This is a genomic window from Streptomyces sp. NPDC054932 (assembly GCF_053610205.1).
Genome location: NZ_JBSGXU010000042.1, coordinates 1 through 19,914 on the forward strand (window position 1 = coordinate 1; position 19,914 = coordinate 19,914).

Sequence of the window (19,914 nt, forward strand, 5' to 3'; positions counted from 1 at the left end):
GGGGGGGCCTTCCCGCGGCCGTGCCCGCCTACCGGGGGCACCCGCCCCCCCCCGTTCGGCCCGGCCCCGGACGGGGCGGCCCCCGCGCCGAGTACGGCCCGCCGGGCCTGCCCGGCCTCATCGGACGCCCCCCGCGCCCCGGCGCGGGCCCGGTCGTCGGGCGCGCAGCCGCGGCCGCGCCCCCCGGGGCGGCGCGGGACCCGGTACGGGCCACCGCGGACCTGCCCCGGCCGCCGGCCGGCGGCCGGGCGGCGGTGTACGAGGCCACCGCGCGGGCCACCCGGAACCTGCTGGAGCGCCAGGACCCCCAGGGCTGGTGGAAGGGCGACCTGGAGACCAACGTCACCATGGACGCGGAGGACCTGCTGCTGCGGCAGTTCCTCGGGATCCGCGACGAGGCCACCACCCGCGCCGCCGCCCTCTTCATCCGCGGCGAGCAGCGCGAGGACGGCACCTGGGCCACCTTCCACGGCGGACCGCCCGAACTGTCCGCCACCATCGAGGCCTACGTCGCGCTGCGCCTCGCCGGGGACGCGCCCGACGCCCTGCACATGTCCCGCGCCTCGGCCTGGATCCGGGCCCACGGGGGGATCGCCGCCGCCCGCGTCTTCACCCGGATCTGGCTGGCCCTCTTCGGCTGGTGGAACTGGGACCACCTGCCCGAACTCCCGCCCGAGCTGGTCTTCCTGCCGCCCTGGGTGCCCCTGAACATCTACGACTTCGGCTGCTGGGCCCGCCAGACCATCGTCCCGCTCACCGTGGTCTCCGCGCTGCGGCCGGTCCGCCCGGCCCCCTTCACCCTGGACGAGCTGCACGCCGACGCCCGGGTGCCGAATCCCGCCAGGAGACTCGCCCCGCTGGCCAGCTGGGACGGCGTCTTCCAGCGCATGGACAAGGCGCTGCACGTCTACCGGCGGTTCGCCCCGCGCCGGCTGCGCAGGGCCGCGATGGCCACCGCCGGCCGCTGGATCATCGAACGCCAGGAGAACGACGGCTGCTGGGGCGGGATCCAGCCGCCCGCCGTCTACTCGGTCATCGCCCTGCACCTGCTCGGCTACGACCTGCGGCATCCGGTGATGCGCGCCGGACTGGAGTCCCTGGACCGGTTCGCGGTGTGGCGCGAGGACGGCGCCCGGATGATCGAGGCCTGCCAGTCCCCGGTCTGGGACACCTGCCTCGCCGCCATCGCGCTGGCCGACGCGGGCCTGCCCCCGGACCATCCGGCGCTGGTCAGGGCCGCCGACTGGATGCTCGGCGAGGAGATCGTGCGCAGCGGGGACTGGGCGGTGCGTCGGCCCGGGCTGGCCCCCGGCGGCTGGGCGTTCGAGTTCCACAACGACTCCTACCCCGACATCGACGACACCGCCGAGGTGGTCCTCGCACTGCGCCGGATCAAGCACCCGGACCCCGCCCGGGTCGAGGCGGCCATCGCCCGCGGGGTGTCCTGGAACCTCGGCATGCAGTCGAGGAACGGGGCGTGGGGAGCCTTCGACGCCGACAACACCAGCCCCTTCCCGAACAAGCTGCCCTTCTGCGACTTCGGCGAGGTCATCGACCCGCCGTCGGCCGACGTCACCGCCCACGTGGTGGAGATGCTCGCCTTCGAGGGCCGGGCGGGGGACGCCCGGACCCGGCGCGGCATCGCCTGGCTGCTCGCCGAACAGGAGCCGAGCGGCGGCTGGTTCGGCCGCTGGGGCACCAACTACGTCTACGGGACCGGATCGGTGGTCCCGGCCCTCACCGCCGCGGGTCTGGCCCCGGGGCATCCCGCGATCCGGCGGGCCGTGCGCTGGCTGGAGTCCGTACAGAACGAGGACGGCGGGTGGGGCGAGGACCAGCGCTCCTACAAGGACCCGTCCTGGGCCGGGAAGGGCGCGTCCACCGCCTCGCAGACCGCATGGGCGCTGATGGCCCTGCTGTCGGCCGGCGAGCGCGAGGGCAAGGCCGTCGAGCGCGGCATCGCCCACCTGGTGCAGACCCAGAAGGAGGACGGCACCTGGGACGAGCCGTACTTCACCGGCACCGGCTTCCCCTGGGACTTCTCCATCAACTACCACCTGTACCGGCAGGTGTTCCCGCTCACGGCGCTCGGCCGCTATCTGTACGGGGAGCCCTTCTCCCCGGCCGGGGAGGCGTGATGCCGGCCGGGGGCGGGGACCGTCCCCGCCACCCCGATCCCCTGCTGGTCGCCTGCGCGCTGCGCATCGAGCAGGCCGCGCTGCGCAGCGCGGGCCGCGGCCCGGGGAGCGGACCGGCCGGCGGGCACGTCCTGCTGCGCACCGGGATGGGTCCCCGCGCGGCCGAGCGGGCCGTCGGCCGGGCACTGGACCGGCCCGGGATGGACCGGGCCGCCGTCCTCGCGACCGGGTTCTGCGCCGGGCTGGTCCCCGGCATGCACCCCGGTGACCTGGTCGTCGCCGAGGAGACCCGGGCCCCGCAGGGGACCGTCGGCTGCACCGGGAGCACCCTGCTCGCCGAGGCACTGGCCCGGGCCGCCCCGGGCCGGACCGTGCACACCGGCGCGCTGACCGGATCGGACCACGTCGTCCGCGGCCAGGAGCGCGCCCGGCTGCGCGCCACCGGAGCCGTCGCGGTCGACATGGAATCCGCGGCCACCCTGTGGACCGCCACCCGGGGCGGCGGACGTCCGGTTGCGGCCGTCCGGGTGATCGTGGACGCTCCGGAGCACGAGCTCGTCCGTATCGGCACGGTTCGCGGGGGAATATCGGCCTTCCGTGTCCTGCGTGCCGTACTGCCCGCGTTCTATGAATGGCACCGTTCGTTGCTGCTCCCCAGGAGGTGAGCCAGATGGCCATGCCGCTGCGCCAGTCCATCAGGGTCGGGACATATCTTCTCGAACAGAAGCTCCGCAAGCGCGAGAAGTTCCCGCTGATCGTCGAACTGGAACCGCTCTACGCCTGCAACCTGGCCTGTGAGGGGTGCGGGAAGATCCAGCACCCGGCCGGGGTGCTCAAGCAGCGCATGCCGGTCGCACAGGCGGTCGGTGCCGTGCTGGAGTCCGGTGCGCCCATGGTGTCCATCGCGGGCGGTGAGCCCTTGATGCACCCGCAGATCCACGAGATCGTCCGTCAGTTGGTGGCGAGGCGGAAGTACGTATTCCTCTGCACCAACGCGATGCTGCTGCGCAAGAAGATCGAGAAGTTCACCCCTTCCCCGTATTTCGCCTTCGCCGTGCACATCGACGGGCTGCGCGAGCGCCACGACGAGTCGGTGGCCAAGGAAGGCGTCTTCGACGAGGCGGTCGCGGCCATCAAGGAGGCGAAGAAGCGTGGGTTCCGGGTGACCACCAACTCCACCTTCTTCAACACCGACACTCCGCAGACGATCATCGAGGTGCTCAACTACCTCAATGACGACCTCCAGGTCGACGAGATGATGATCTCGCCCGCCTATGCCTACGAAAAGGCGCCCGACCAGGAGCACTTCCTGGGCGTCGAACAGACCCGGGATCTCTTCAGGAAGGCCTTCGCGGGCGGCAACCGGCGACGCTGGCGGCTCAATCACTCCCCGCTCTTCCTCGACTTCCTGGAAGGAAAGGCCGATTTCCCCTGCACGGCCTGGGCCATTCCGAATTACTCCCTCTTCGGCTGGCAGCGCCCCTGCTATCTGATGAGCGACGGCTACGTACCGACGTACCGCGAGCTCATCAACGACACCGACTGGGACAAGTACGGCCGGGGGAAGGACCCGCGCTGCGCGAACTGCATGGCGCACTGCGGCTACGAACCCACCGCCGTCCTCGCCACCATGGGCTCCCTCAAGGAATCCCTGCGCGCGGCCCGGGAGACGATCGGCGGCAACCGGGACAAGTCGGCATGACCGCGCGGCCACAGGAGGAAGGGGGCGGCCGGGGCAAGGGCTTCGACCTCGGCGCCCTGCTGGCCGAGCGCGGCGCGGAGCGGTACGAGCTGCACGCCCGGCACCTCAACCACCAGCTGCCCCGCATGCTGCACACCATCGGCTTCGACAAGGTCTACGAGCGGGCCGAGGGCGCCCACTTCTGGGACGCCGAGGGCAACGACTACCTCGACATGCTGGCCGGGTTCGGGGTGATGGGCCTGGGCCGGCACCACCCGGTCGTCCGCCGGGCCCTGCACGACGTCCTGGACGCCCAGCTCGCCGACCTCACCCGCTTCGACTGCCAGCCGTTGCCGGGACTGCTGGCCGAGAAACTCCTCTCGTACAGCCCGCACCTGGACCGGGTGTTCTTCGGCAACAGCGGCACCGAGGCGGTGGAGACCGCTCTGAAGTTCGCCCGGTACGCCACGGGGCGGCCCAGGATCCTCTACTGCGACCATGCCTTCCACGGGCTCACCACCGGCTCCCTCTCGGTGAACGGGGAGGGCGGCTTCCGGGACGGCTTCGCACCGCTGCTCCCCGACACGAGGATCGCGATGGGGGACCTCGCGGCCCTGGAGCGGGAGCTGAAGCGCGGGGATGTGGCCGCCTTCGTCGTCGAGCCGATCCAGGGCAAGGGGGTCCTGGCCGCCCCGCCCGGATTTCTGCTCGCCGCGCAGGAGGCGCTGCACCGGCGGGGGGCGCTGCTGATCGCGGACGAGGTGCAGACCGGCCTCGGACGGACCGGGGACTTCTACGCGTACCAGCACGAGCCGGGCGTGGAGCCGGACCTGGTGTGCGTGGCGAAGGCGCTGTCGGGCGGCTACGTGCCGGTCGGCGCGACCCTGGGCAAGGACTGGATCTTCAAGAAGGTCTACTCGTCCATGGACCGGGTGCTCGTGCACTCCGCGAGCTTCGGTTCCAACGCGCAGGCGATGGCGGCGGGCCTGGCGGTGCTGTCCGTCATGGAGGACGAGGAGCTCGTGGCGCACGCCCGGGCGACGGGTGACCTGCTGCGCGGGCGCCTGGCCGCGCTCGTGGACGAGTACGAGCTGCTGCACGAGGTGCGCGGGCGCGGGCTCATGATCGGCATCGAATTCGGCCGGCCGTCCTCACTCGGCCTGCGCAGCCGGTGGACCATGCTGCAGGCGGCCCGCAAGGGTCTGTTCGCGCAGATGGTCGTGGTGCCGCTGCTGCAGAAGCACCGGATCCTCACCCAGGTCTCCGGGGACCATCTGGAGGTGATCAAGCTGATCCCGCCGCTGATCGTGGACGAGCGGGACGTGGACCGGTTCGTCGGGGCCTTCCGTCAGGTCATGGACGAGGCGCACGGCGGGTCCGGGCTGATCTGGGACTTCGGAAGGACGCTGGTGAAGCAGGCCGTCGCGGCGCGCTGACGGCCTGCCGCCCCTGCGGGGAACCGGTCCCGGGCGCGTCAGACCAGGAGCCGGTCGCGCAGCCGGTCGAGGGTCTCGGGCTTCAGCCCGAGGCCCTCCGCCAGGTAGGCGTCCACCCCGCCCCAGATCTCGTCGATGGTGTCGAAGGCGGCCACCAGGTACTCGGCGCGGGCGTCGAAGAGCGGCTGGAGCAGCTCCATCACCTCGGGGGAGCGGGCCTCGGGCGACTCGCCGCTGCGGCGGACGCGGTAGCGGCGGTGCGGGGCGTTCGACTCGAGGTAGTCCGCCACGATGGCCTCGCGCTCGACGCCCAGCGCGAGCAGCGTGACGGCGATCGACAGGCCGGCCCGGTCCTTGCCGGCGGCGCAGTGCATGAGGGCGGGGACGCTGTCCTCGGCGAGGGCGTGCACGACCCGGCTGTGCTCGGCGGTGCGGTCGCGGATGATCCCGCGGTACGAGTTCGACATCCGGGCCGCGGCCTTGCCGTCGCCCAGGAGTGAGCGCAGCTGGGCCAGGTCGCCGTCGCGGACCAGCCGCCAGAACTCCCGCCCGTCGGCCGGGTCCGAGAGCGGGATGTTGACGTTCAGGACGCCGGGCAGCTCGACGTCCGCCCCCTCCAGCGCGTGGTCGGCGCCGTTGCGGAAGTCGAAGACGGTGTGGAGGCCGAGCGAGGCGAGGAACTCTGCATCGCTTTCGGTGGCATGTGCGAGATGTCCGCTTCGGAACAGTCGTCCCGTCCTGACCGTTCGGCCGTCAGAAGTCGGCAATCCGCCCACATCGCGGAAATTGCGCACTCCGGTCAGCTCCGGCTCCTGTATCTGCTGGGTCAAAGCAACTCCTCCGCCACGTCGTGGGCCCTCTGTCCGAATTGCACTGCTTGGCGCCAACTTGCCATATCCGGAGGCGAGATCGGGCACGTCCCCGTGAGCCAGATCATACGGTGACCGTGAGTGCCTGATCGCTAAAGGCGAATGGCCCAGTCGGAGCGGCTGTTGACGGTGGGGAATGGACGGAGGGTGACCGGAATTTCGTCGGTCCCTCATGTCTGTGATTCCGTCAGGGAATTCATGGCTTGTTCCGTGCAGCCGCAAGGGATTACCTTCGCGATCGATCCGGGTGGACCGCCAAATCCTGCCGCCTCCCGGAAACCGCACCCGACCTATTCGTGCGGCAGGAGCGGGGGAACCAGGTAAGCCGCTGTCCCGGAGATCTTTTCGCCGGGACGGCTCGGGGTGAAGCCGTTCATGTCCCGTACATGTACGGCCGGACATCTCCAGTCCGAACCCGACAGCTCACCTCGCAGGCGCCGGAGAGGAATTCGTCATGCCTGCAAAGGGTAAGCACCGCCGCCCCAAGTCCCTTTCCCTTTCGCGCGGTTTCGCCGTCGCCGGAACCGGTGGCGCGGCCCTCGCGCTCCCGCTGATCGGTGCCGCCGGCGCCCACGCGGCCGGCGCCCCCGCCGCCGCGACGGCCGTGACTCCCGCGGTGGCCCCGCAGGCCCCGGCCGCGCTTCGGACGGCGCCCGTCGCCGCCGTGCAGGCAGTCCCGACCGTCTACACGGTCGTGCCGGGCGACTACCTCTCCAAGATCGCCGCCGAGCGCCGGCTGTCCGGCGGCTGGGAGCAGCTGTACGCCGACAACCGCGAGGCCGTCGGCAGCAACCCGTCGCTGATCCACCCCGGCCTGAAGCTGACCCTCGGTGGTCCGGGCGAGGCGGCTCCGGCCGAGCCCGCCCCCGAGGTCGCCCCCGAGGCCGCCCCCGAGGCCGACGCGAAGCCGGCCGCGGAGGCAGCGCCGAAGCCCGTCGCGAAGTCCTCCCCGAACAAGGCCCGCAAGCAGGCCGCGCAGGCCGCCCCGGCGCAGCAGGAAGCGGCCGCCGAGGCTCCCGCCGCGCCGCAGTCGGCCGGCGGCTTCGTGGCCCCGGTCGGTGGCGGGATCTCCACCCAGTACAAGGTCGCGGGCAGCATGTGGTCCTCCGGTTACCACACCGGCGTCGACTTCATCGCGAGCATGGGCACCACCGTCAAGGCGGTCGGCGAGGGCACCGTGGTCTCCGCCGGATGGAGCGGCTCGTACGGCAACGAGGTCGTCATCCGGCACGCGGACGGCAAGTACTCCCAGTACGCCCACCTGTCCCAGCTCTCCGTCTCCTCCGGCCAGAGCGTCACCGCCGGCCAGACCATCGGCCTCTCCGGTTCCACCGGCAACTCCACCGGCCCGCACCTCCACTTCGAGATCCGTACGAGCCCGTCCTACGGCTCTGACATGGACCCGATCGCGTACCTCCGCTCGAAGGGCGCGAGCCTCTGACGGCACCCGCCGTCGGAACTCCGACACGCGTGAGGCCGGGACCCGAGGGGGGTCCCGGCCTCACGTGTACTTATTCCTTATCCCTCGCGTGGTACAGATCACGGTCCGTCAACCCCTCATTACGTTGGCGTAGGTTGCTTTCGGGGGTGAAGGATGGGTTCTCGTGGCAGCGACGACGACGAAACTCAAGACCATCGGCTCGTACGCGGCGATCGGGGACAGCTTCACCGAGGGCGTGGGGGACCCGGGACCCGGGGATTCATTTCTCGGCTGGGCGGACCGGCTCGCCGTGCTCCTGGCCGATCAGCGCGAAGAGCATGACTTCCGGTATGCGAATCTGGCGGTGCGGGGGAAGCTCCTGGACCAGATCGTGGCCGACCAGCTTCCGAGAGCCAAGGCCCTCGCACCGGACCTGGTGACCTTCTGCGCGGGCGGCAACGACATCATCCGGCCCGGCACCGACCCGGACGACGTGGCGGAGCGGTTCGAGGCGGCCGTGGCCGACCTCACCGGATCCGTGGGCCAGGTCATGATCACCACGGGCTTCGACACGCGCGGCGTTCCGGTGCTCAAGCACCTCCGCGGCAAGGTCGCGACGTACAGCGCGCACGTCCGCGCCATCGCCGACCGCTACGACTGCCCGGTGCTCGACCTCTGGTCGCTGAAGTCCGTACAGGACCGGCGGGCGTGGGACACGGACCGGCTGCACCTCTCTCCCGAGGGGCACACGCGGGTCGCGCTGCGCGCCGCGCAGGTGCTCGGGCTGGACGTACCCGCCGACCCCGACCAGCCGTGGCCCCCGCAGCGGCCGCGCGGCTCGGTGGACGTGACCCGGGACAACATCCAGTGGGCGCGCGAGCACCTCGCGCCGTGGATCGGCCGACGGCTGCGCGGGGAGTCCTCCGGGGACCACGTCGAGGCGAAGCGGCCGGACCTGCTGCCGCTGTAGCGGGCGCGGGAGCCGGAAGCGGAATCCTTCGGGGCCGGTGTGCGTTGGGATGGTCGTAGAGCGACGACCATCCCGACCCGATCCTCCCTGGAGGCGCTTTGACCGGCTCCCGTCCCTTGCGTCCGCGGCTGCGTGCCCTGCGGCCCGAAGCCTTCGGTGCGGACCCGTCCGGTGCCCGGCTGGAGCGGATCCGCCGCTCGCCGAACTTCGCCGACGGCGTCTTCCAGAACCCGGTCGGGGCCCGGAACAGGCCCTCGGGGTCGATGGCGGAGTTCGCCAAGATCTACTTCCACCGGGAGCAGCGGGTCCGGCGCAGCCCGGCCGCGCCGATCCCGGTCCACCCGACGACCCTCGCGGACCTGGCGAAGCCGCCCGTGAGCGGCCTGCGGCTGACCTGGATGGGGCACTCCAGCGTGCTCGCGGAGATCGACGGGCGCCGGGTCCTGTTCGACCCGGTGTGGGGCGAGCGGTGCTCCCCCTTCCCCTTCGCCGGACCCAAGCGGCTGCACCCGGTACCGGTCCCGCTGGCCTCGCTGGGCCCGGTCGACGTCGTGGTCATCTCGCACGACCACTACGACCACCTCGACCTGCCGACGATCAAGGAGCTGGCCGGTACGGACACGGTCTTCGCCGTGCCGCTGGGCGTCGGCGCGCACCTGGAGCGCTGGGGCGTACCGGCCGACCGGCTGCGCGAGCTCGACTGGAACGAGAGCACCAAGATCGCCGGGCTCTCGCTCACGGCCACCCCCGCCCGCCACTTCTGCGGCCGCGGCCTGCGCAACCAGCAGCACACCCTGTGGGCGTCCTGGGTCGTCGCGGGCGACGAACACCGGATCTACCACAGCGGGGACACCGGCTACTTCCCCGGCTTCAAGGAGATCGGCGCCGAGCACGGACCCTTCGACGCCACGATGATCCAGATCGGCGCGTATTCGGAGTACTGGCCCGACATCCACATGACGCCCGAGGAGGGCGTGCGCGCCCACCTCGACCTGCAGGGCGGCACCCCCCACGGCACGATGCTGCCGATCCACTGGGGCACCTTCAACCTGGCCCTGCACCCGTGGGACGAGCCCGGCGAGGGCACGCTGACCGCGGCCGGCGGGGCCGGGACGGCCATCGCGCTGCCCATCCCCGGCCAGCCGTTCGAGCCCGGCGCCGCCGGGGCCCCGAGCGGGCCGTGGTGGCGTCCGTTCGTGGCGGCGGGCACACCCGTACCCCCCGCTCCGCCGCGGCCGGCGGTTCCCGACCGGGCGGCCCCCGTAGGCCGCGAGGAGCCCGAAGCCGTCGGTTCGTAGCGGCGGCCCCGGGGCGGCGCCGGGGCGGTCCGCAGGGCCCGACCGGCGCATTCGGGCTGCAGTGCGAGCGCTCCACCGGGAGCGGGAAGCACCCCCGCGAAGTTCACCAACTGGCGGTCCGGGGTGCTGCGATGGGGTCTAGCGTGGGTATTCGGTGATCAACACCGGGCCCCGGGAACGCTGGGGGCCGGGCCCCACGTACCGAGGACGCAGATGTCCGGACTCCGCGCCGCCCGCCACGCCCCGTCGAGACACGCCGTCACCGGTCCCGGTCGGCAGATACGCCCCCAGCTGGTGCGCGCCGCCGTACTGCCCACGCTCGCCGCCGGGCTCAGCGGCGCCGCCGCGGTGATCTTCACGCTCCAGCTCGGCGGGGGAGTCGGCGACCGCGACGCCCGGCTGTGGCCGGTGCTCACCGGCTGCGCCCTCCTCGTCGTGGGCGCTCTCGCGGCGGCCCTGCTCGGCGCCCAGCGCGCCGCCAAGGCCGTACGGGACCGGTGCGAGGCGCTGCGCCGTTCCAGCGTGCGCGGCCGCGGCGAGCTGAGCACGGCCGCCGACCGGCTGGAGCGGGGCGAGACCCCGCCCCGCCCGGTGCGCGGCGGTCCGAGCTCCCCGCCGCCCGGCGCGGACCCGGCCGGGATGGACGAGTTCTGGCTGCTCTCCCAGGAGCTGCGCGGTGCCCGCGAGCAGGCGCACACGACCCTCCTGCGGCTGGCCGGACCGGCCGCCCCGTCCGACAGCGAGCGCAAGGTCGAGGTCTTCGTCAACCTCGCGCGCCGTCTCCAGTCCCTCGTGCACCGCGAGATCTCGCTGCTGGACGACCTGGAGGACACGGTCGAGGACCCGGAGCTGCTCAAGGAGCTCTTCCACGTCGACCACCTCGCCACCCGCATCCGCCGCCACGCCGAGAACCTCGCCGTGCTGGGCGGCGCCGCCTCCCGCCGCCAGTGGACCAGGCCCATCGACCTGAGCGAGGTGCTCCGCTCCTCGGTCGCGGAGGTCGAGCAGTACACGCGGGTCAAGGTCGTGCCCCCGGCCGGCGGCAGCGTGCGCGGGCACGCGGTCGCGGACGTGGTGCACCTGCTGGCCGAGCTCGTCGAGAACGCCACGGTGTTCTCCGCCCCCGACACCGATGTGGTGCTGCGCGCCGAGCGGGTCACCGCCGGGATCGCCGTCGAGGTGGAGGACCGGGGGCTGGGCATGCCGGCCGAGGAACAGCACCGGATGAACGCGCTGCTCGGCGACCCCGACCAGATCAGCGTCCGGCACCTGCTCGCGGACGGCCGGATCGGCCTGTTCGTGGTGTCGGCGCTGGCCCGCCGGCACGGGATCGCCGTCGAGCTCAAGTCCAACATCTACGGCGGCGTGCTCGCCGTGCTGGTTCTGCCGCAGGAGCTGCTGGGCGCGGAGGCCCCGAGCGCGGCCGACGCGGCGGGGGGATCCCGGGCCACTTCGTGGGGGACCGGGCAGGGGACGGCGACCCCGCCGCTGGAGCCGGTACGGATGCCCCTGCCGGGGCCCGCGCCGGAGACCTGGCAGGCGCCCGGCAGCCCGGAGGCGGCCGCCCCGTACGACCCCGGACCCCGACCCGGGCCCCTACCGGTGCCCCTGACCGACCCCGTGACCCTGCCGGCGCCCCGGTCCGCTGCGACGGCCGGACCCGTCCCCTCCCCGCGGACCGATCCGGACCGCGCTCCCGCGCCCGGTACGGGTGCGGTGGCCTGGTCCGCGCCCGTCGACCCGCGGGTCGGGCCCGCGCCGGGTGCGCCCGCCGGGGCGGTGTCCTGGTCAGCCCCGGCCCCGGCCCCGGCCCCGGCCCCGGCCCCGGCCCCGGCTCCGGATGCGGCTTCGGCCGCGGAGCCCGGGCCCGCGGCCGGCTCCGTACCCGGTGAGCCCGACGCGGGCGACCGGCCGCTGCTTCCCAGGCGCCGCGCCCAGCAGCACCTCGCGCCCCAGCTGCGCGAGGAACCCGCCCCGCGCCGGGCACCGGACCCCGAGCCGCCCCTGCACGACCCGGGCCTGATGGCCGCCTTCCAGCGGGGCTTCGGCCTCGCCCAGTCGGAGAACCAGGTATGACCCCGACCCCTCACCTCAGCAAGGAGCGCACCCCCATGGGCGGCGAAGTGGCGATGAAGACCGGCGGCCGGCTCTCGGATCTCGACTGGCTGCTCAGCGGGCTGGTGCAGCGCGTGCCGTACACGCGCAGCGCCGTGATCCTCACCGCCGACGGGCTCGTGACCTGCGTACACGGGCTGGACGCGGACAGCGCCGACCACCTGGCCGCCCTCGCGTCCGGGCTGTACTCGCTGGGCCGCAGCGCGGGCTCCCGCTTCGGGGACGGCTCCGAGGTGCGGCAGGTCGTGGTCGAACTCGACACCACGCTCGTCTTCGTCTCCGCGGCCGGATCCGGGACCTGCCTGGCCGTCCTCGCCGACCGGGAGGCCGACGCCGGCGTGCTCGGCTACGAGATGGCGATGCTGGTCAAGAGCGTGCGCCCGTACCTGGCGGCCGCGCCGCGGCGGCCCGTCGCCGACGCGGAGCGATGAGGGTCCACGGGAGGGGGGCGTACGCGAAGGGGCGGGACACACCATGGGTCGACGACTCGGCGGGCAAGGTGATGCGCCCGTACACCGCCAGCGGGGGGCGGACCAGGCCGGGCGTCGCGCTCGACCTGCTCTCGCTGGTGAGCACGACGGGGGTACGGCCGCGGATCCCGCTCGGCGCGGAGCACACCCTCGTGCTGCGGATGTGCGCGGGCGCCGCCACGGTCACGGTCGCCGAGGTGGCCGGGCAGCTGCGGCTGCCGGCCGTGGTGGTGAAGGTGCTGCTGTCCGACCTGCTGGAACACGGGGCCGTCATGGTGCAGGCGCCGCGGTTCCCGGTCGGAGGGTCCTTCGCCGCCGATGACCGGTCCCTGCTCCTGGCGGTGCTCGATGGCCTGCGCAAACGACTGTGACGCCCCCGTGGCCGCGCCCGCGACGCTGAAGATCCTGGTCGCGGGCGGGTTCGGGGCGGGCAAGACCACCTTCGTGGGCGCGGTGAGCGAGATCGAACCGCTGAGCACCGAGGAACTGCTCAGCGACCTCGGCGCGAGCTCCGACCCGCTGCACGGCGTCGAGGCGAAGACCACGACCACCGTCGCCCTCGACTTCGGCCGGATCACCCTGGACGAGCGTCACGTGCTCTACCTCTTCGGCACGCCCGGGCAGCACCGGTTCTGGTTCCTCTGGGAGGAGCTGTGCGCGGGCGCGCTCGGTGCGGTGGTGCTCGCCGACACCCGCCGCCTGGCCGACTGCTTTCCCGCCGTGGACTTCTTCGAGCGGCGCGGGATTGCCTTCATCGTCGCCGTCAACGAGTTCGACGGCGGTCACCGCTACGGACCCGACGAGGTCCGCGAAGCGGTGGGGCTCGGGCCCGAGGTGCCGGTCGTACGGTGCGACGCGCGCCTCGCGAGCTCCGGGACGGGGGCGCTGGCCGCCCTCGTCCGCCACCTGTTGTGCACGTCCACAGCCAGCTAGCTCTTCGTCTTCGGAGTCGGGGGAACCGCCATGACGTACTACGAATCGACCGGACACCTGCTGCTCACGCCGGTGGACCGGGAAGCGCCCGCGCGCGCCGTCCGGCTCCGTGAGCTGGGCCTGGGGGAGCGTACGGACGCCGAGCTGGACGCCTTCGCCAGGCGCGTCGCGGACACGCTCGGCGCACCGTACGCGGGGGTCAACTTCGTCGGCGAGGAGCGGCAGTTCTTCGCGGGGCTGCACCACGCCGCCGATGCCCCGGCGAGCGGCTACCCGGCACGGGTCCTGGCCCGCGACCACGGCTACTGCCCGCACGTGGTGGTGCGGCGGCGGGCGCTGGTGCTGGAGGACGTACGGGACTTCGCGCGCTTCGCGGGCAACGCGGTGGTGGACGAGAGCGGCGTCCGCACGTACGCGGGAGCGCCCGTCACGGACCGGCGCGGGATCGTCCTGGGCACGGTGTGCGCGGTCGACGTGGTGCCGCGGCGGTGGGGTACGGAGGGGCTCGCCACCGTGAAGGCGCTGGCGGCGGAGCTGGTGGAGCTGGTGCACGAGCGGGAGGACCGGGGGCGGGTCCCGGGCGCGGTGGCACAGGACCGGCGGGGGTGAGCGGGGATCGTCGGTGCCGGGGGCTACGGTCGTCGCAAGAGGATTCACCGGAGGCCGGAGAGGAGTCCCGGGGATGGCCACAACCGCACAGGACGTCCGCTTGATCGCGCTGTCGCTCCCGGACAGCAGCGAGAAGCCCGCCTGGGGGATGCCCACCTTCCGGGTGGGCGGGAAGATCTTCGTTTCGCTGGCCGACGACGACACCTCGATCGGGGTGAAGTGCCCCAAGGAGGAACGCGCCGAGCTGATCGCGGCCGAGCCGGAGAAGTTCTTCCTGCGCGCCGGTCACGACGACAACTACGCCTGGATCCGGGTCCGGCTGGCGGCGGTGCAGAGCGAGGACGAGCTGCGCTCCATCCTGACCGACTCCTGGCTCCAGGCGGCCCCCAAGCGCCTGATCGCCGCCCACCCGGAGCTCACCGGCGGCGTGGTCTGAGGGCCGTGCCACGGTCCCCGCGGACCCGGTGACGTAAAGGTGCGCGCAACCACCCCGGGAAGTGCGGTATCGTTCTCCTGCGCGTTCAACCAGGGGAAAGCCCAGGTCAGCGTGCATCGGGACGTGGCGCAGCTTGGTAGCGCACTTGACTGGGGGTCAAGGGGTCGCAGGTTCAAATCCTGTCGTCCCGACTCGTAAGAGTCGTGAATCGAGGGGCCGCTCCGGAGCAATCCGGAGCGGCCCCTCGATCGTTTTCCGCCTCACCGGTCTTCCGGGGCCTGCTCCGGCCGAGGTCAGGCGGTCGGTTCCGCGTCGGCCTCCCGGTGCATGCCCGCGCACAGCGCCCAGACCACGAACAGGTTCACGGCGACCAGGGTCAGGGCCCACCACGGGTACCACGGAATCCACAGGAAATTGGCGATCGCGCCGAGTCCGGCGACGGCCACACCGAAGAAGCGTGCCCACAGGGCTCCGGTGAACACGGCGCAGCCGGCGACGACCATGGCGATGCCCACGATCAGGTGGATCCAGCCCCAGCCCGTCAGGCTGAACTCGAACACGTAGTGCCGCGTGACGACGAACAGGTCGTCCCTGGCGAGGGCCGCGATCCCTTCGAAGATCGCCATCGCGCCGCCGAAGACCATCAGGGCACCTGCCGCGAGGGTGGTGCCCGATGTGGGCGCGTGCCAGGCGCTGGGCTGCGGTCGGCTGGTCCGGGATCTACTGGCGTCACTGGCCATGTCGGTCTCCTCGGTGGCAGAGCCGACCCGGCGCACCAGAGTCGGCGATCCCCCGATTCAGCGTGGCACGGTCACCCTCCGTCGGCACTCCGGCCGGGTTTCCCGGGCCTGAGTGCCGGGAGAGGTGGGCACGGGGGCGGGCTCGCGCACTGCCCGTACCCGAAGCTCCGGGAGCCGCCTTCCCCGGCTGCGGCTAGCCTGGGAGCGCGGTGGCAAGCTCGATCGGAGGGCCGGTGCCGTGACGCACGCCGACTGGCTTCTGCTTCCCGGCGAACGCGGCAATCCCGCGACGCGCCTGGACCGGCGCCGCCCGGACGGCGCGGCCTGGTCCCGGGGGAACCACGTACGGCCCTTGGTCCACGGCGCCGTGTACTTCGCGGAGCTCATGGCGGCCGTCCGCGCGACGGGTCCGGGCGACCTGCTCCTGTTCACCGACTGGCGCGGGGACCCGGACGAGCGGCTCGACGGGCCCGGCACGGAAGTCGGTGCCGTCCTGTGCCGGGCGGCCGAGCGCGGCGTCATCGTCAAGGGCCTGTTGTGGCGTTCCCACCTGGACGGTCTTCACTTCAGCCAAGAAGAGAACCTCCGCTTCGGGAAGGAGATCGCGCGGGCCGGCGGCGAGTGCCTGCTGGACATGCGGGTGCGGCCCGGTGGCTCCCACCACCAGAAACTGGTGGTGCTGCGCCACCGCGGCCGCCCGGACCTGGACGTCGCCTACGTCGGCGGGATCGACCTCTGTCACAACCGCAACGACGACGCCACTCATGTGGGCGACCGCCAGTCGCTGCGCCTGGCCCCCGCCTACGGGCCGCACCCGCCGTGGCACGACGTCCAGCTCGCCCTGCGCGGGCCGGTCGTAGGCGACGTCGAGGCCGTCTTCCGCGAACGGTGGGAGGATCCGGCTCCGCTCAGCCGCAGCCCGCTCACCCGACTGCGGGAGCGGATGCACCACGAGGACATCAGTGCGGACCGGCTGCCGCCGCAGACGCCCGACCCGGTGCCCTGCGGCACGCACACCGTCCAGCTGCTGCGGACGTATCCGAACCGGCTGCTGCGCGGCTACCCCTTCGCCCCCGACGGCGAGCGCAGCATCGCGCGGGGGTACACCAAGGCGCTGCGCCGGGCCAGGGCGCTGATCTACCTGGAGGACCAGTACCTGTGGTCCCCGCGAGTGGTGGCCTGCTTCGCCCGGGCGCTGCGCGAGCACCCGCGGCTGCGGCTGATCGCGGTCGTCCCCACGGTGCCGGAGCAGACCGGTCCGCTCACGCTGCCCATGAACCTGATCGGGCGGATCAAGGCACTGGCGCAGCTGCACCGGGCCGGCGGCGACCGGGTCGCGGTGTACGGCCTGGAGAACCGGTCCGGAACCCCGGTCTACGTCCATGCCAAGGTGTGCGTGATCGACGACGTGTGGGCCTCCGTCGGCTCCGACAACGTCAACCTCCGTTCGTGGACCCATGATTCCGAGCTCAGCTGCGTCGTGTACGACGAGCGAACGGACCCGCGGGGGCCGGCCGACCCGGGAGGTCTCGGGGACGGCGCGCGTCCCTTCGCCCGGGAGCTGCGCCTGGAGCTCATGCGCGAGCACACCGGGGGCGGCGTCGGGGCCGAGGTCGGGGGCGGGTCCGGGGCTGCGGACGTGCTGTGCGACCCGGTGTCCGCTTTCGATGCCTTCGCGAGGAGTGCCGCGGAGCTGGACGCCTGGCACGGCGGTGGCTGCCGCGGTCCGCGGCCGCCGGGCCGGCTGCGCCGGTACGTTCCCCAGGAGCTGGCCATGACCCAGCGGGTGCTCGCGACCCCTCTGCACCACCTGCTGGTCGACCCGGACGGCCGCCCGCTCGGCATGAGGATCCGGGGCGGGTTCTGACGGCGAACCATTGAAAATCCGTACAAATTCATGTCACATAGTGCCCGTTCCCGACACGGTGGGTACCCCTTAAGTGACCAAAATGGCGGCGGGTTAGCATATGAGCACCGCCTAGCTCGAAAGATAATCCTGTGACTGTCAATGAGGACTCGTTCACCAGCTGGAAGAACCGCGAGGAGATCGCGGAGTCGATGATCCCGATCATCGGGAAGCTGCACCGGGAGCGGGACGTCACGATCCTGCTCCACAGCCGCTCCTTGGTGAACAAGTCGGTGGTCAGCATCCTCAAGACCCACCGATTCGCCCGGCAGATCGACGGCGAGGAGCTCTCGGTCACCGAGACGCTGCCGTTCCTGCAGGTTCTGACCACGCTCGATCTCGGCCCGTCCCAGATCGACATCGGCATGCTCGCCGCGGAGTACAAGAACGACGACCGCGGGCTCTCCGTGGCCGAGTTCACCGCCGAGGCCGTGTCCGGTGCCACCGGCGCGAACAAGATCGAGCGCGTCGAGGGCCGCGACGTCGTCCTGTACGGCTTCGGCCGCATCGGCCGCCTCGTCGCCCGTCTGCTGATCGAGAAGGCCGGCTCCGGCAACGGTCTGCGGCTGCGCGCCATCGTCGTCCGTCAGGGCGGCGACCAGGACATCGTCAAGCGCGCCTCGCTGCTGCGCCGCGACTCGATTCACGGCCAGTTCCAGGGCACGATCACCGTCGACGAGGCGAACAGCACGATCATCGCCAACGGCAACGCCATCAAGGTGATCTACGCGAACGACCCGTCCGAGGTGGACTACACCGAGCACGGCATCAAGGACGCCATCCTCATCGACAACACGGGCAAGTGGCGCGACCGCGAGGGTCTGTCCAAGCACCTGCGCCCCGGCATCGACAAGGTCGTGCTGACCGCTCCGGGCAAGGGCGACGTCCCGAACATCGTCCACGGCGTCAACCACGACACCATCAAGCCGGACGAGCAGATCCTGTCCTGCGCCTCCTGCACCACGAACGCCATCGTCCCGCCGCTGAAGGCGATGGACGACGAGTACGGCGTCCTGCGCGGTCACGTGGAGACCGTCCACTCGTTCACGAACGACCAGAACCTGCTGGACAACTACCACAAGGCCGACCGTCGTGGCCGCTCCGCGCCGCTGAACATGGTCATCACCGAGACCGGTGCCGCCTCCGCCGTGGCCAAGGCGCTGCCCGAACTGAAGGCGCCGATCACCGGCAGCTCGATCCGCGTCCCCGTCCCGGACGTCTCGATCGCCATCCTGAGCCTGCGCCTGGGCCGTGAGACCACCCGCGAAGAGGTCCTCGACTACCTCCGCGACGTCTCGCTGCACTCGCCGCTCAAGCGTCAGATCGACTTCACCACCGCCCCCGACGCCGTCTCCATGGACTTCGTCGGTTCGCGTCACGCCTCGATCGTCGACGCGGGCGCCACCAAGGTGGACGGCGACAACGCGATCCTCTACCTCTGGTACGACAACGAGTTCGGCTACTCCTGCCAGGTCATCCGTGTGGTCCAGCACGTGTCCGGGGTGGAGTACCCGACCTACCCGGTGCCGGCCGTCTGATCCTTCGGACAGCCACACCGTTCGACCGGCTTGCCATGACGGGCGGGGGACGGCGGTGGGCGGGCAACCGGTGCCGACAGGCATCCGGTCGCCCCGCCCGCCGTCCCCCGCCCGTCGTGCGTCCGGGCCGCCCCGCCGCGGGCACGCGCTCAGGCACGGGCGCGGGCCGGACGGCGCAGGAGGTAGCCGGCCGCGGCCCCGACCAGCACGGCCATGCAGGCGATGAACACCAGCCCGGCACCCTCCAGGCCGATCGGGCCCACCAGCAGCCCCACACCGATCACCGGCACCGAGATGCCCGTGTACGCCACGACGAACAGCATCGAGATCACAGCCGCGCGCCGGTCCGGCGGCGAGGCCGCGGCCACCGCGGACAGCGCCCCGCGGAACGCCAGCCCCTGCCCGGCCCCGCCCACCAGCGCGCTCGCCACCACCAGCGCCAGCCGGTCCCACCACAGCGCGCCGGCGAGCAGCGCCAGCCCGGCGAGCAGTCCCGCGCACCCCAGCGGCAGCGACCGGCTGACCCCGACCCTGCCGACCGCCAGCTGCCCGGCGGTCGAGGCGAAGAAGGCCAGCGCGACGATCAGCCCGGTCACCGCGTGGTTGTGCACGTCCAGGGACTCGGCGAGGAAGGCGGGGCTGACCGAGGTGAACACCCCGAACAGTGCGAAGCCGACGAAGGAGGCGATCGCCGCGGGCGCGAACACGGACCGCACCTGCGGGGGCAGGCCGGGCCGCTGCGGTCGTACGGCGGTCAGCGGCTGCCGCTCCCGCACGGTCTCGGGGAGCCGCACCAGCACGACGGCCGACACGGCCACCAGCGCGAGGTGCACGGCGAACGGCAGGTAGAGCGGCCAGGGGGCGTACTGCGCGAGCACTCCGGCGAGCAGCGGACCGCAGCCCAGCCCGCCCATGTTGGCGGCCGTCGCCACGAAGGTGGCCCGGGCGGCGCCGCCGGCGGGCGCCAGCTCCATCACGTAGGCCGTGGCCGCCCCGGTGAACAGCCCCGCGGACAGTCCCGACATCAGCCGGCCCGCGTACAGCCAGCCCAGCCCGGTGGCACACAGGAAACAGACGGCACTGGCCGCCGAGAAGGCCAGACCCGCCAGCAGCACGGGCCGCCTGCCGACGGTGTCCGAGGCGTTGCCCGCCAGCAGCAGTACGCCGATCACCCCGAAGGCGTACACGGCGTACACGACGGTCACCATCAGCTCGGAGAAACCGAACTTGTCCTGGTAGAGCCCGTAGAGGGGGGTCGGCAGCGTGGTGCCGGCCATGCACACGGCGAACACCGCCCCGCTGAGCAAGCACTGGCGCCACCCTCGGCGATCACCGTCCATGCCGCCGACGTTAGC

Annotated in this window: 18 protein-coding genes, 1 tRNA gene and 1 riboswitch; of the genes, 16 read left to right on the forward strand and 3 right to left on the reverse strand. The window is 72.4% G+C overall.

Translation table 11 applies throughout. The features are described from left to right. Positions 1 to 221: 221 nt before the first annotated feature. The 4 genes from shc to ACWGE1_RS14560 are packed head-to-tail and all read left to right on the forward strand — an operon-like array spanning position 222 to position 5,255. Positions 222 to 2,138 (forward strand): squalene--hopene cyclase, encoded by a 1,917-nt coding sequence (shc, locus tag ACWGE1_RS14545; protein ID WP_453420883.1) that lies wholly within the window; start codon positions 222 to 224, stop codon positions 2,136 to 2,138. Then, on the forward strand, positions 2,138 to 2,803 hold the full coding sequence (locus ACWGE1_RS14550; protein WP_453420839.1) for a phosphorylase family protein: 666 nt from the start codon (positions 2,138 to 2,140) through the stop codon (positions 2,801 to 2,803). The genes shc and ACWGE1_RS14550 overlap by 1 nt, the downstream gene beginning before the upstream one ends. Before the next feature lie 5 nt (positions 2,804 to 2,808). Further along, positions 2,809 to 3,840, forward strand: coding sequence for an adenosyl-hopene transferase HpnH (gene hpnH, locus ACWGE1_RS14555; RefSeq protein ID WP_453420840.1), 1,032 nt, complete (start codon positions 2,809 to 2,811; stop codon positions 3,838 to 3,840). Next, the gene (locus tag ACWGE1_RS14560; protein ID WP_453420841.1) at positions 3,837 to 5,255 is read left to right on the forward strand and encodes an aspartate aminotransferase family protein; all 1,419 of its coding nucleotides are present in this window, start codon (positions 3,837 to 3,839) and stop codon (positions 5,253 to 5,255) included. Before hpnH ends, ACWGE1_RS14560 begins: the two co-directional genes overlap by 4 nt. Before the next feature lie 38 nt (positions 5,256 to 5,293). Here the strand turns inward: ACWGE1_RS14560 and ACWGE1_RS14565 are convergent, their stop codons facing one another. Further along, positions 5,294 to 6,085, reverse strand: a complete 792-nt coding sequence (locus tag ACWGE1_RS14565) for a tyrosine-protein phosphatase (protein ID WP_453420842.1) — start codon at positions 6,083 to 6,085, stop codon at positions 5,294 to 5,296. Positions 6,086 to 6,400: 315 nt separating this feature from the next. Continuing rightward, a riboswitch (cyclic di-AMP (ydaO/yuaA leader) is annotated at positions 6,401 to 6,576 on the forward strand. Between the two features lie 2 nt (positions 6,577 to 6,578). Between ACWGE1_RS14565 and ACWGE1_RS14570 the strand changes: the two genes are divergently transcribed. The 10 genes from ACWGE1_RS14570 to ACWGE1_RS14615 all read left to right on the forward strand — a co-directional run bounded on the left by ACWGE1_RS14570 (position 6,579) and on the right by ACWGE1_RS14615 (position 14,566). Continuing rightward, positions 6,579 to 7,565 (forward strand): M23 family metallopeptidase, encoded by a 987-nt coding sequence (locus ACWGE1_RS14570; RefSeq protein WP_453420843.1) that lies wholly within the window; start codon positions 6,579 to 6,581, stop codon positions 7,563 to 7,565. Between the two features lie 163 nt (positions 7,566 to 7,728). After that, entirely contained in the window at positions 7,729 to 8,514 is a 786-nt protein-coding gene (locus ACWGE1_RS14575; RefSeq protein WP_351148926.1) for an SGNH/GDSL hydrolase family protein, read from the forward strand. Between the two features lie 98 nt (positions 8,515 to 8,612). Then, entirely contained in the window at positions 8,613 to 9,812 is a 1,200-nt protein-coding gene (locus tag ACWGE1_RS14580) for an MBL fold metallo-hydrolase (protein WP_453420844.1), read from the forward strand. Between the two features lie 213 nt (positions 9,813 to 10,025). Further along, positions 10,026 to 11,888 (forward strand): ATP-binding protein, encoded by a 1,863-nt coding sequence (locus ACWGE1_RS14585; RefSeq protein WP_453420845.1) that lies wholly within the window; start codon positions 10,026 to 10,028, stop codon positions 11,886 to 11,888. Between the two features lie 35 nt (positions 11,889 to 11,923). Then, positions 11,924 to 12,358 (forward strand): roadblock/LC7 domain-containing protein, encoded by a 435-nt coding sequence (locus ACWGE1_RS14590; RefSeq protein ID WP_453420884.1) that lies wholly within the window; start codon positions 11,924 to 11,926, stop codon positions 12,356 to 12,358. Further along, a complete protein-coding gene (locus tag ACWGE1_RS14595) occupies positions 12,355 to 12,768 on the forward strand; it encodes a DUF742 domain-containing protein (RefSeq protein ID WP_453420846.1) in 414 nt (137 codons plus the stop codon). The genes ACWGE1_RS14590 and ACWGE1_RS14595 overlap by 4 nt, the downstream gene beginning before the upstream one ends. A gap of 7 nt (positions 12,769 to 12,775) precedes the next feature. Further along, a complete protein-coding gene (locus ACWGE1_RS14600; protein WP_453420847.1) occupies positions 12,776 to 13,330 on the forward strand; it encodes a GTP-binding protein in 555 nt (184 codons plus the stop codon). A gap of 30 nt (positions 13,331 to 13,360) precedes the next feature. Continuing rightward, on the forward strand, positions 13,361 to 13,939 hold the full coding sequence (locus tag ACWGE1_RS14605; protein ID WP_453420848.1) for a GAF domain-containing protein: 579 nt from the start codon (positions 13,361 to 13,363) through the stop codon (positions 13,937 to 13,939). 73 nt (positions 13,940 to 14,012) lie between these two features. After that, on the forward strand, positions 14,013 to 14,375 hold the full coding sequence (locus ACWGE1_RS14610; RefSeq protein ID WP_453420849.1) for an MmcQ/YjbR family DNA-binding protein: 363 nt from the start codon (positions 14,013 to 14,015) through the stop codon (positions 14,373 to 14,375). 117 nt (positions 14,376 to 14,492) lie between these two features. Beyond that, positions 14,493 to 14,566, forward strand: a tRNA-Pro gene (locus ACWGE1_RS14615). 102 nt (positions 14,567 to 14,668) lie between these two features. On the opposite strand, the gene ACWGE1_RS14620 is transcribed toward ACWGE1_RS14615, so the two are convergent. Further along, positions 14,669 to 15,115 carry a DUF7144 family membrane protein gene (locus tag ACWGE1_RS14620; protein ID WP_453420850.1) on the reverse strand — a complete coding sequence of 149 codons (447 nt, stop codon included), beginning with the start codon at positions 15,113 to 15,115 and terminating at the stop codon, positions 14,669 to 14,671. 238 nt (positions 15,116 to 15,353) lie between these two features. Between ACWGE1_RS14620 and ACWGE1_RS14625 the strand changes: the two genes are divergently transcribed. After that, positions 15,354 to 16,982, forward strand: a complete 1,629-nt coding sequence (locus ACWGE1_RS14625; protein ID WP_453420851.1) for a phospholipase D family protein — start codon at positions 15,354 to 15,356, stop codon at positions 16,980 to 16,982. Positions 16,983 to 17,113: 131 nt separating this feature from the next. After that, a complete protein-coding gene (locus tag ACWGE1_RS14630; RefSeq protein WP_453420852.1) occupies positions 17,114 to 18,559 on the forward strand; it encodes a glyceraldehyde-3-phosphate dehydrogenase in 1,446 nt (481 codons plus the stop codon). 149 nt (positions 18,560 to 18,708) lie between these two features. Here the strand turns inward: ACWGE1_RS14630 and ACWGE1_RS14635 are convergent, their stop codons facing one another. Continuing rightward, the gene (locus tag ACWGE1_RS14635) at positions 18,709 to 19,899 is read right to left on the reverse strand and encodes an MFS transporter (protein WP_453420853.1); all 1,191 of its coding nucleotides are present in this window, start codon (positions 19,897 to 19,899) and stop codon (positions 18,709 to 18,711) included. Between the last annotated feature and the right edge of the window lie 15 nt (positions 19,900 to 19,914).

Coding starts and splice junctions, on each gene's coding strand:
- ACWGE1_RS14550 (WP_453420839.1), top strand. CDS start 2,138: ATGCCGGCCGGGGGCGGGGACCGTCCCCGCCACCCCGATCCCCTGCTG.
- hpnH (WP_453420840.1), top strand. CDS start 2,809: ATGGCCATGCCGCTGCGCCAGTCCATCAGGGTCGGGACATATCTTCTC.
- ACWGE1_RS14560 (WP_453420841.1), top strand. CDS start 3,837: ATGACCGCGCGGCCACAGGAGGAAGGGGGCGGCCGGGGCAAGGGCTTC.
- ACWGE1_RS14570 (WP_453420843.1), top strand. CDS start 6,579: ATGCCTGCAAAGGGTAAGCACCGCCGCCCCAAGTCCCTTTCCCTTTCG.
- ACWGE1_RS14585 (WP_453420845.1), top strand. CDS start 10,026: ATGTCCGGACTCCGCGCCGCCCGCCACGCCCCGTCGAGACACGCCGTC.
- ACWGE1_RS14590 (WP_453420884.1), top strand. CDS start 11,924: ATGGGCGGCGAAGTGGCGATGAAGACCGGCGGCCGGCTCTCGGATCTC.
- ACWGE1_RS14595 (WP_453420846.1), top strand. CDS start 12,355: ATGAGGGTCCACGGGAGGGGGGCGTACGCGAAGGGGCGGGACACACCA.
- ACWGE1_RS14605 (WP_453420848.1), top strand. CDS start 13,361: ATGACGTACTACGAATCGACCGGACACCTGCTGCTCACGCCGGTGGAC.
- ACWGE1_RS14610 (WP_453420849.1), top strand. CDS start 14,013: ATGGCCACAACCGCACAGGACGTCCGCTTGATCGCGCTGTCGCTCCCG.
- ACWGE1_RS14620 (WP_453420850.1), bottom strand. CDS start 15,115: ATGGCCAGTGACGCCAGTAGATCCCGGACCAGCCGACCGCAGCCCAGC.
- ACWGE1_RS14635 (WP_453420853.1), bottom strand. CDS start 19,899: ATGGACGGTGATCGCCGAGGGTGGCGCCAGTGCTTGCTCAGCGGGGCG.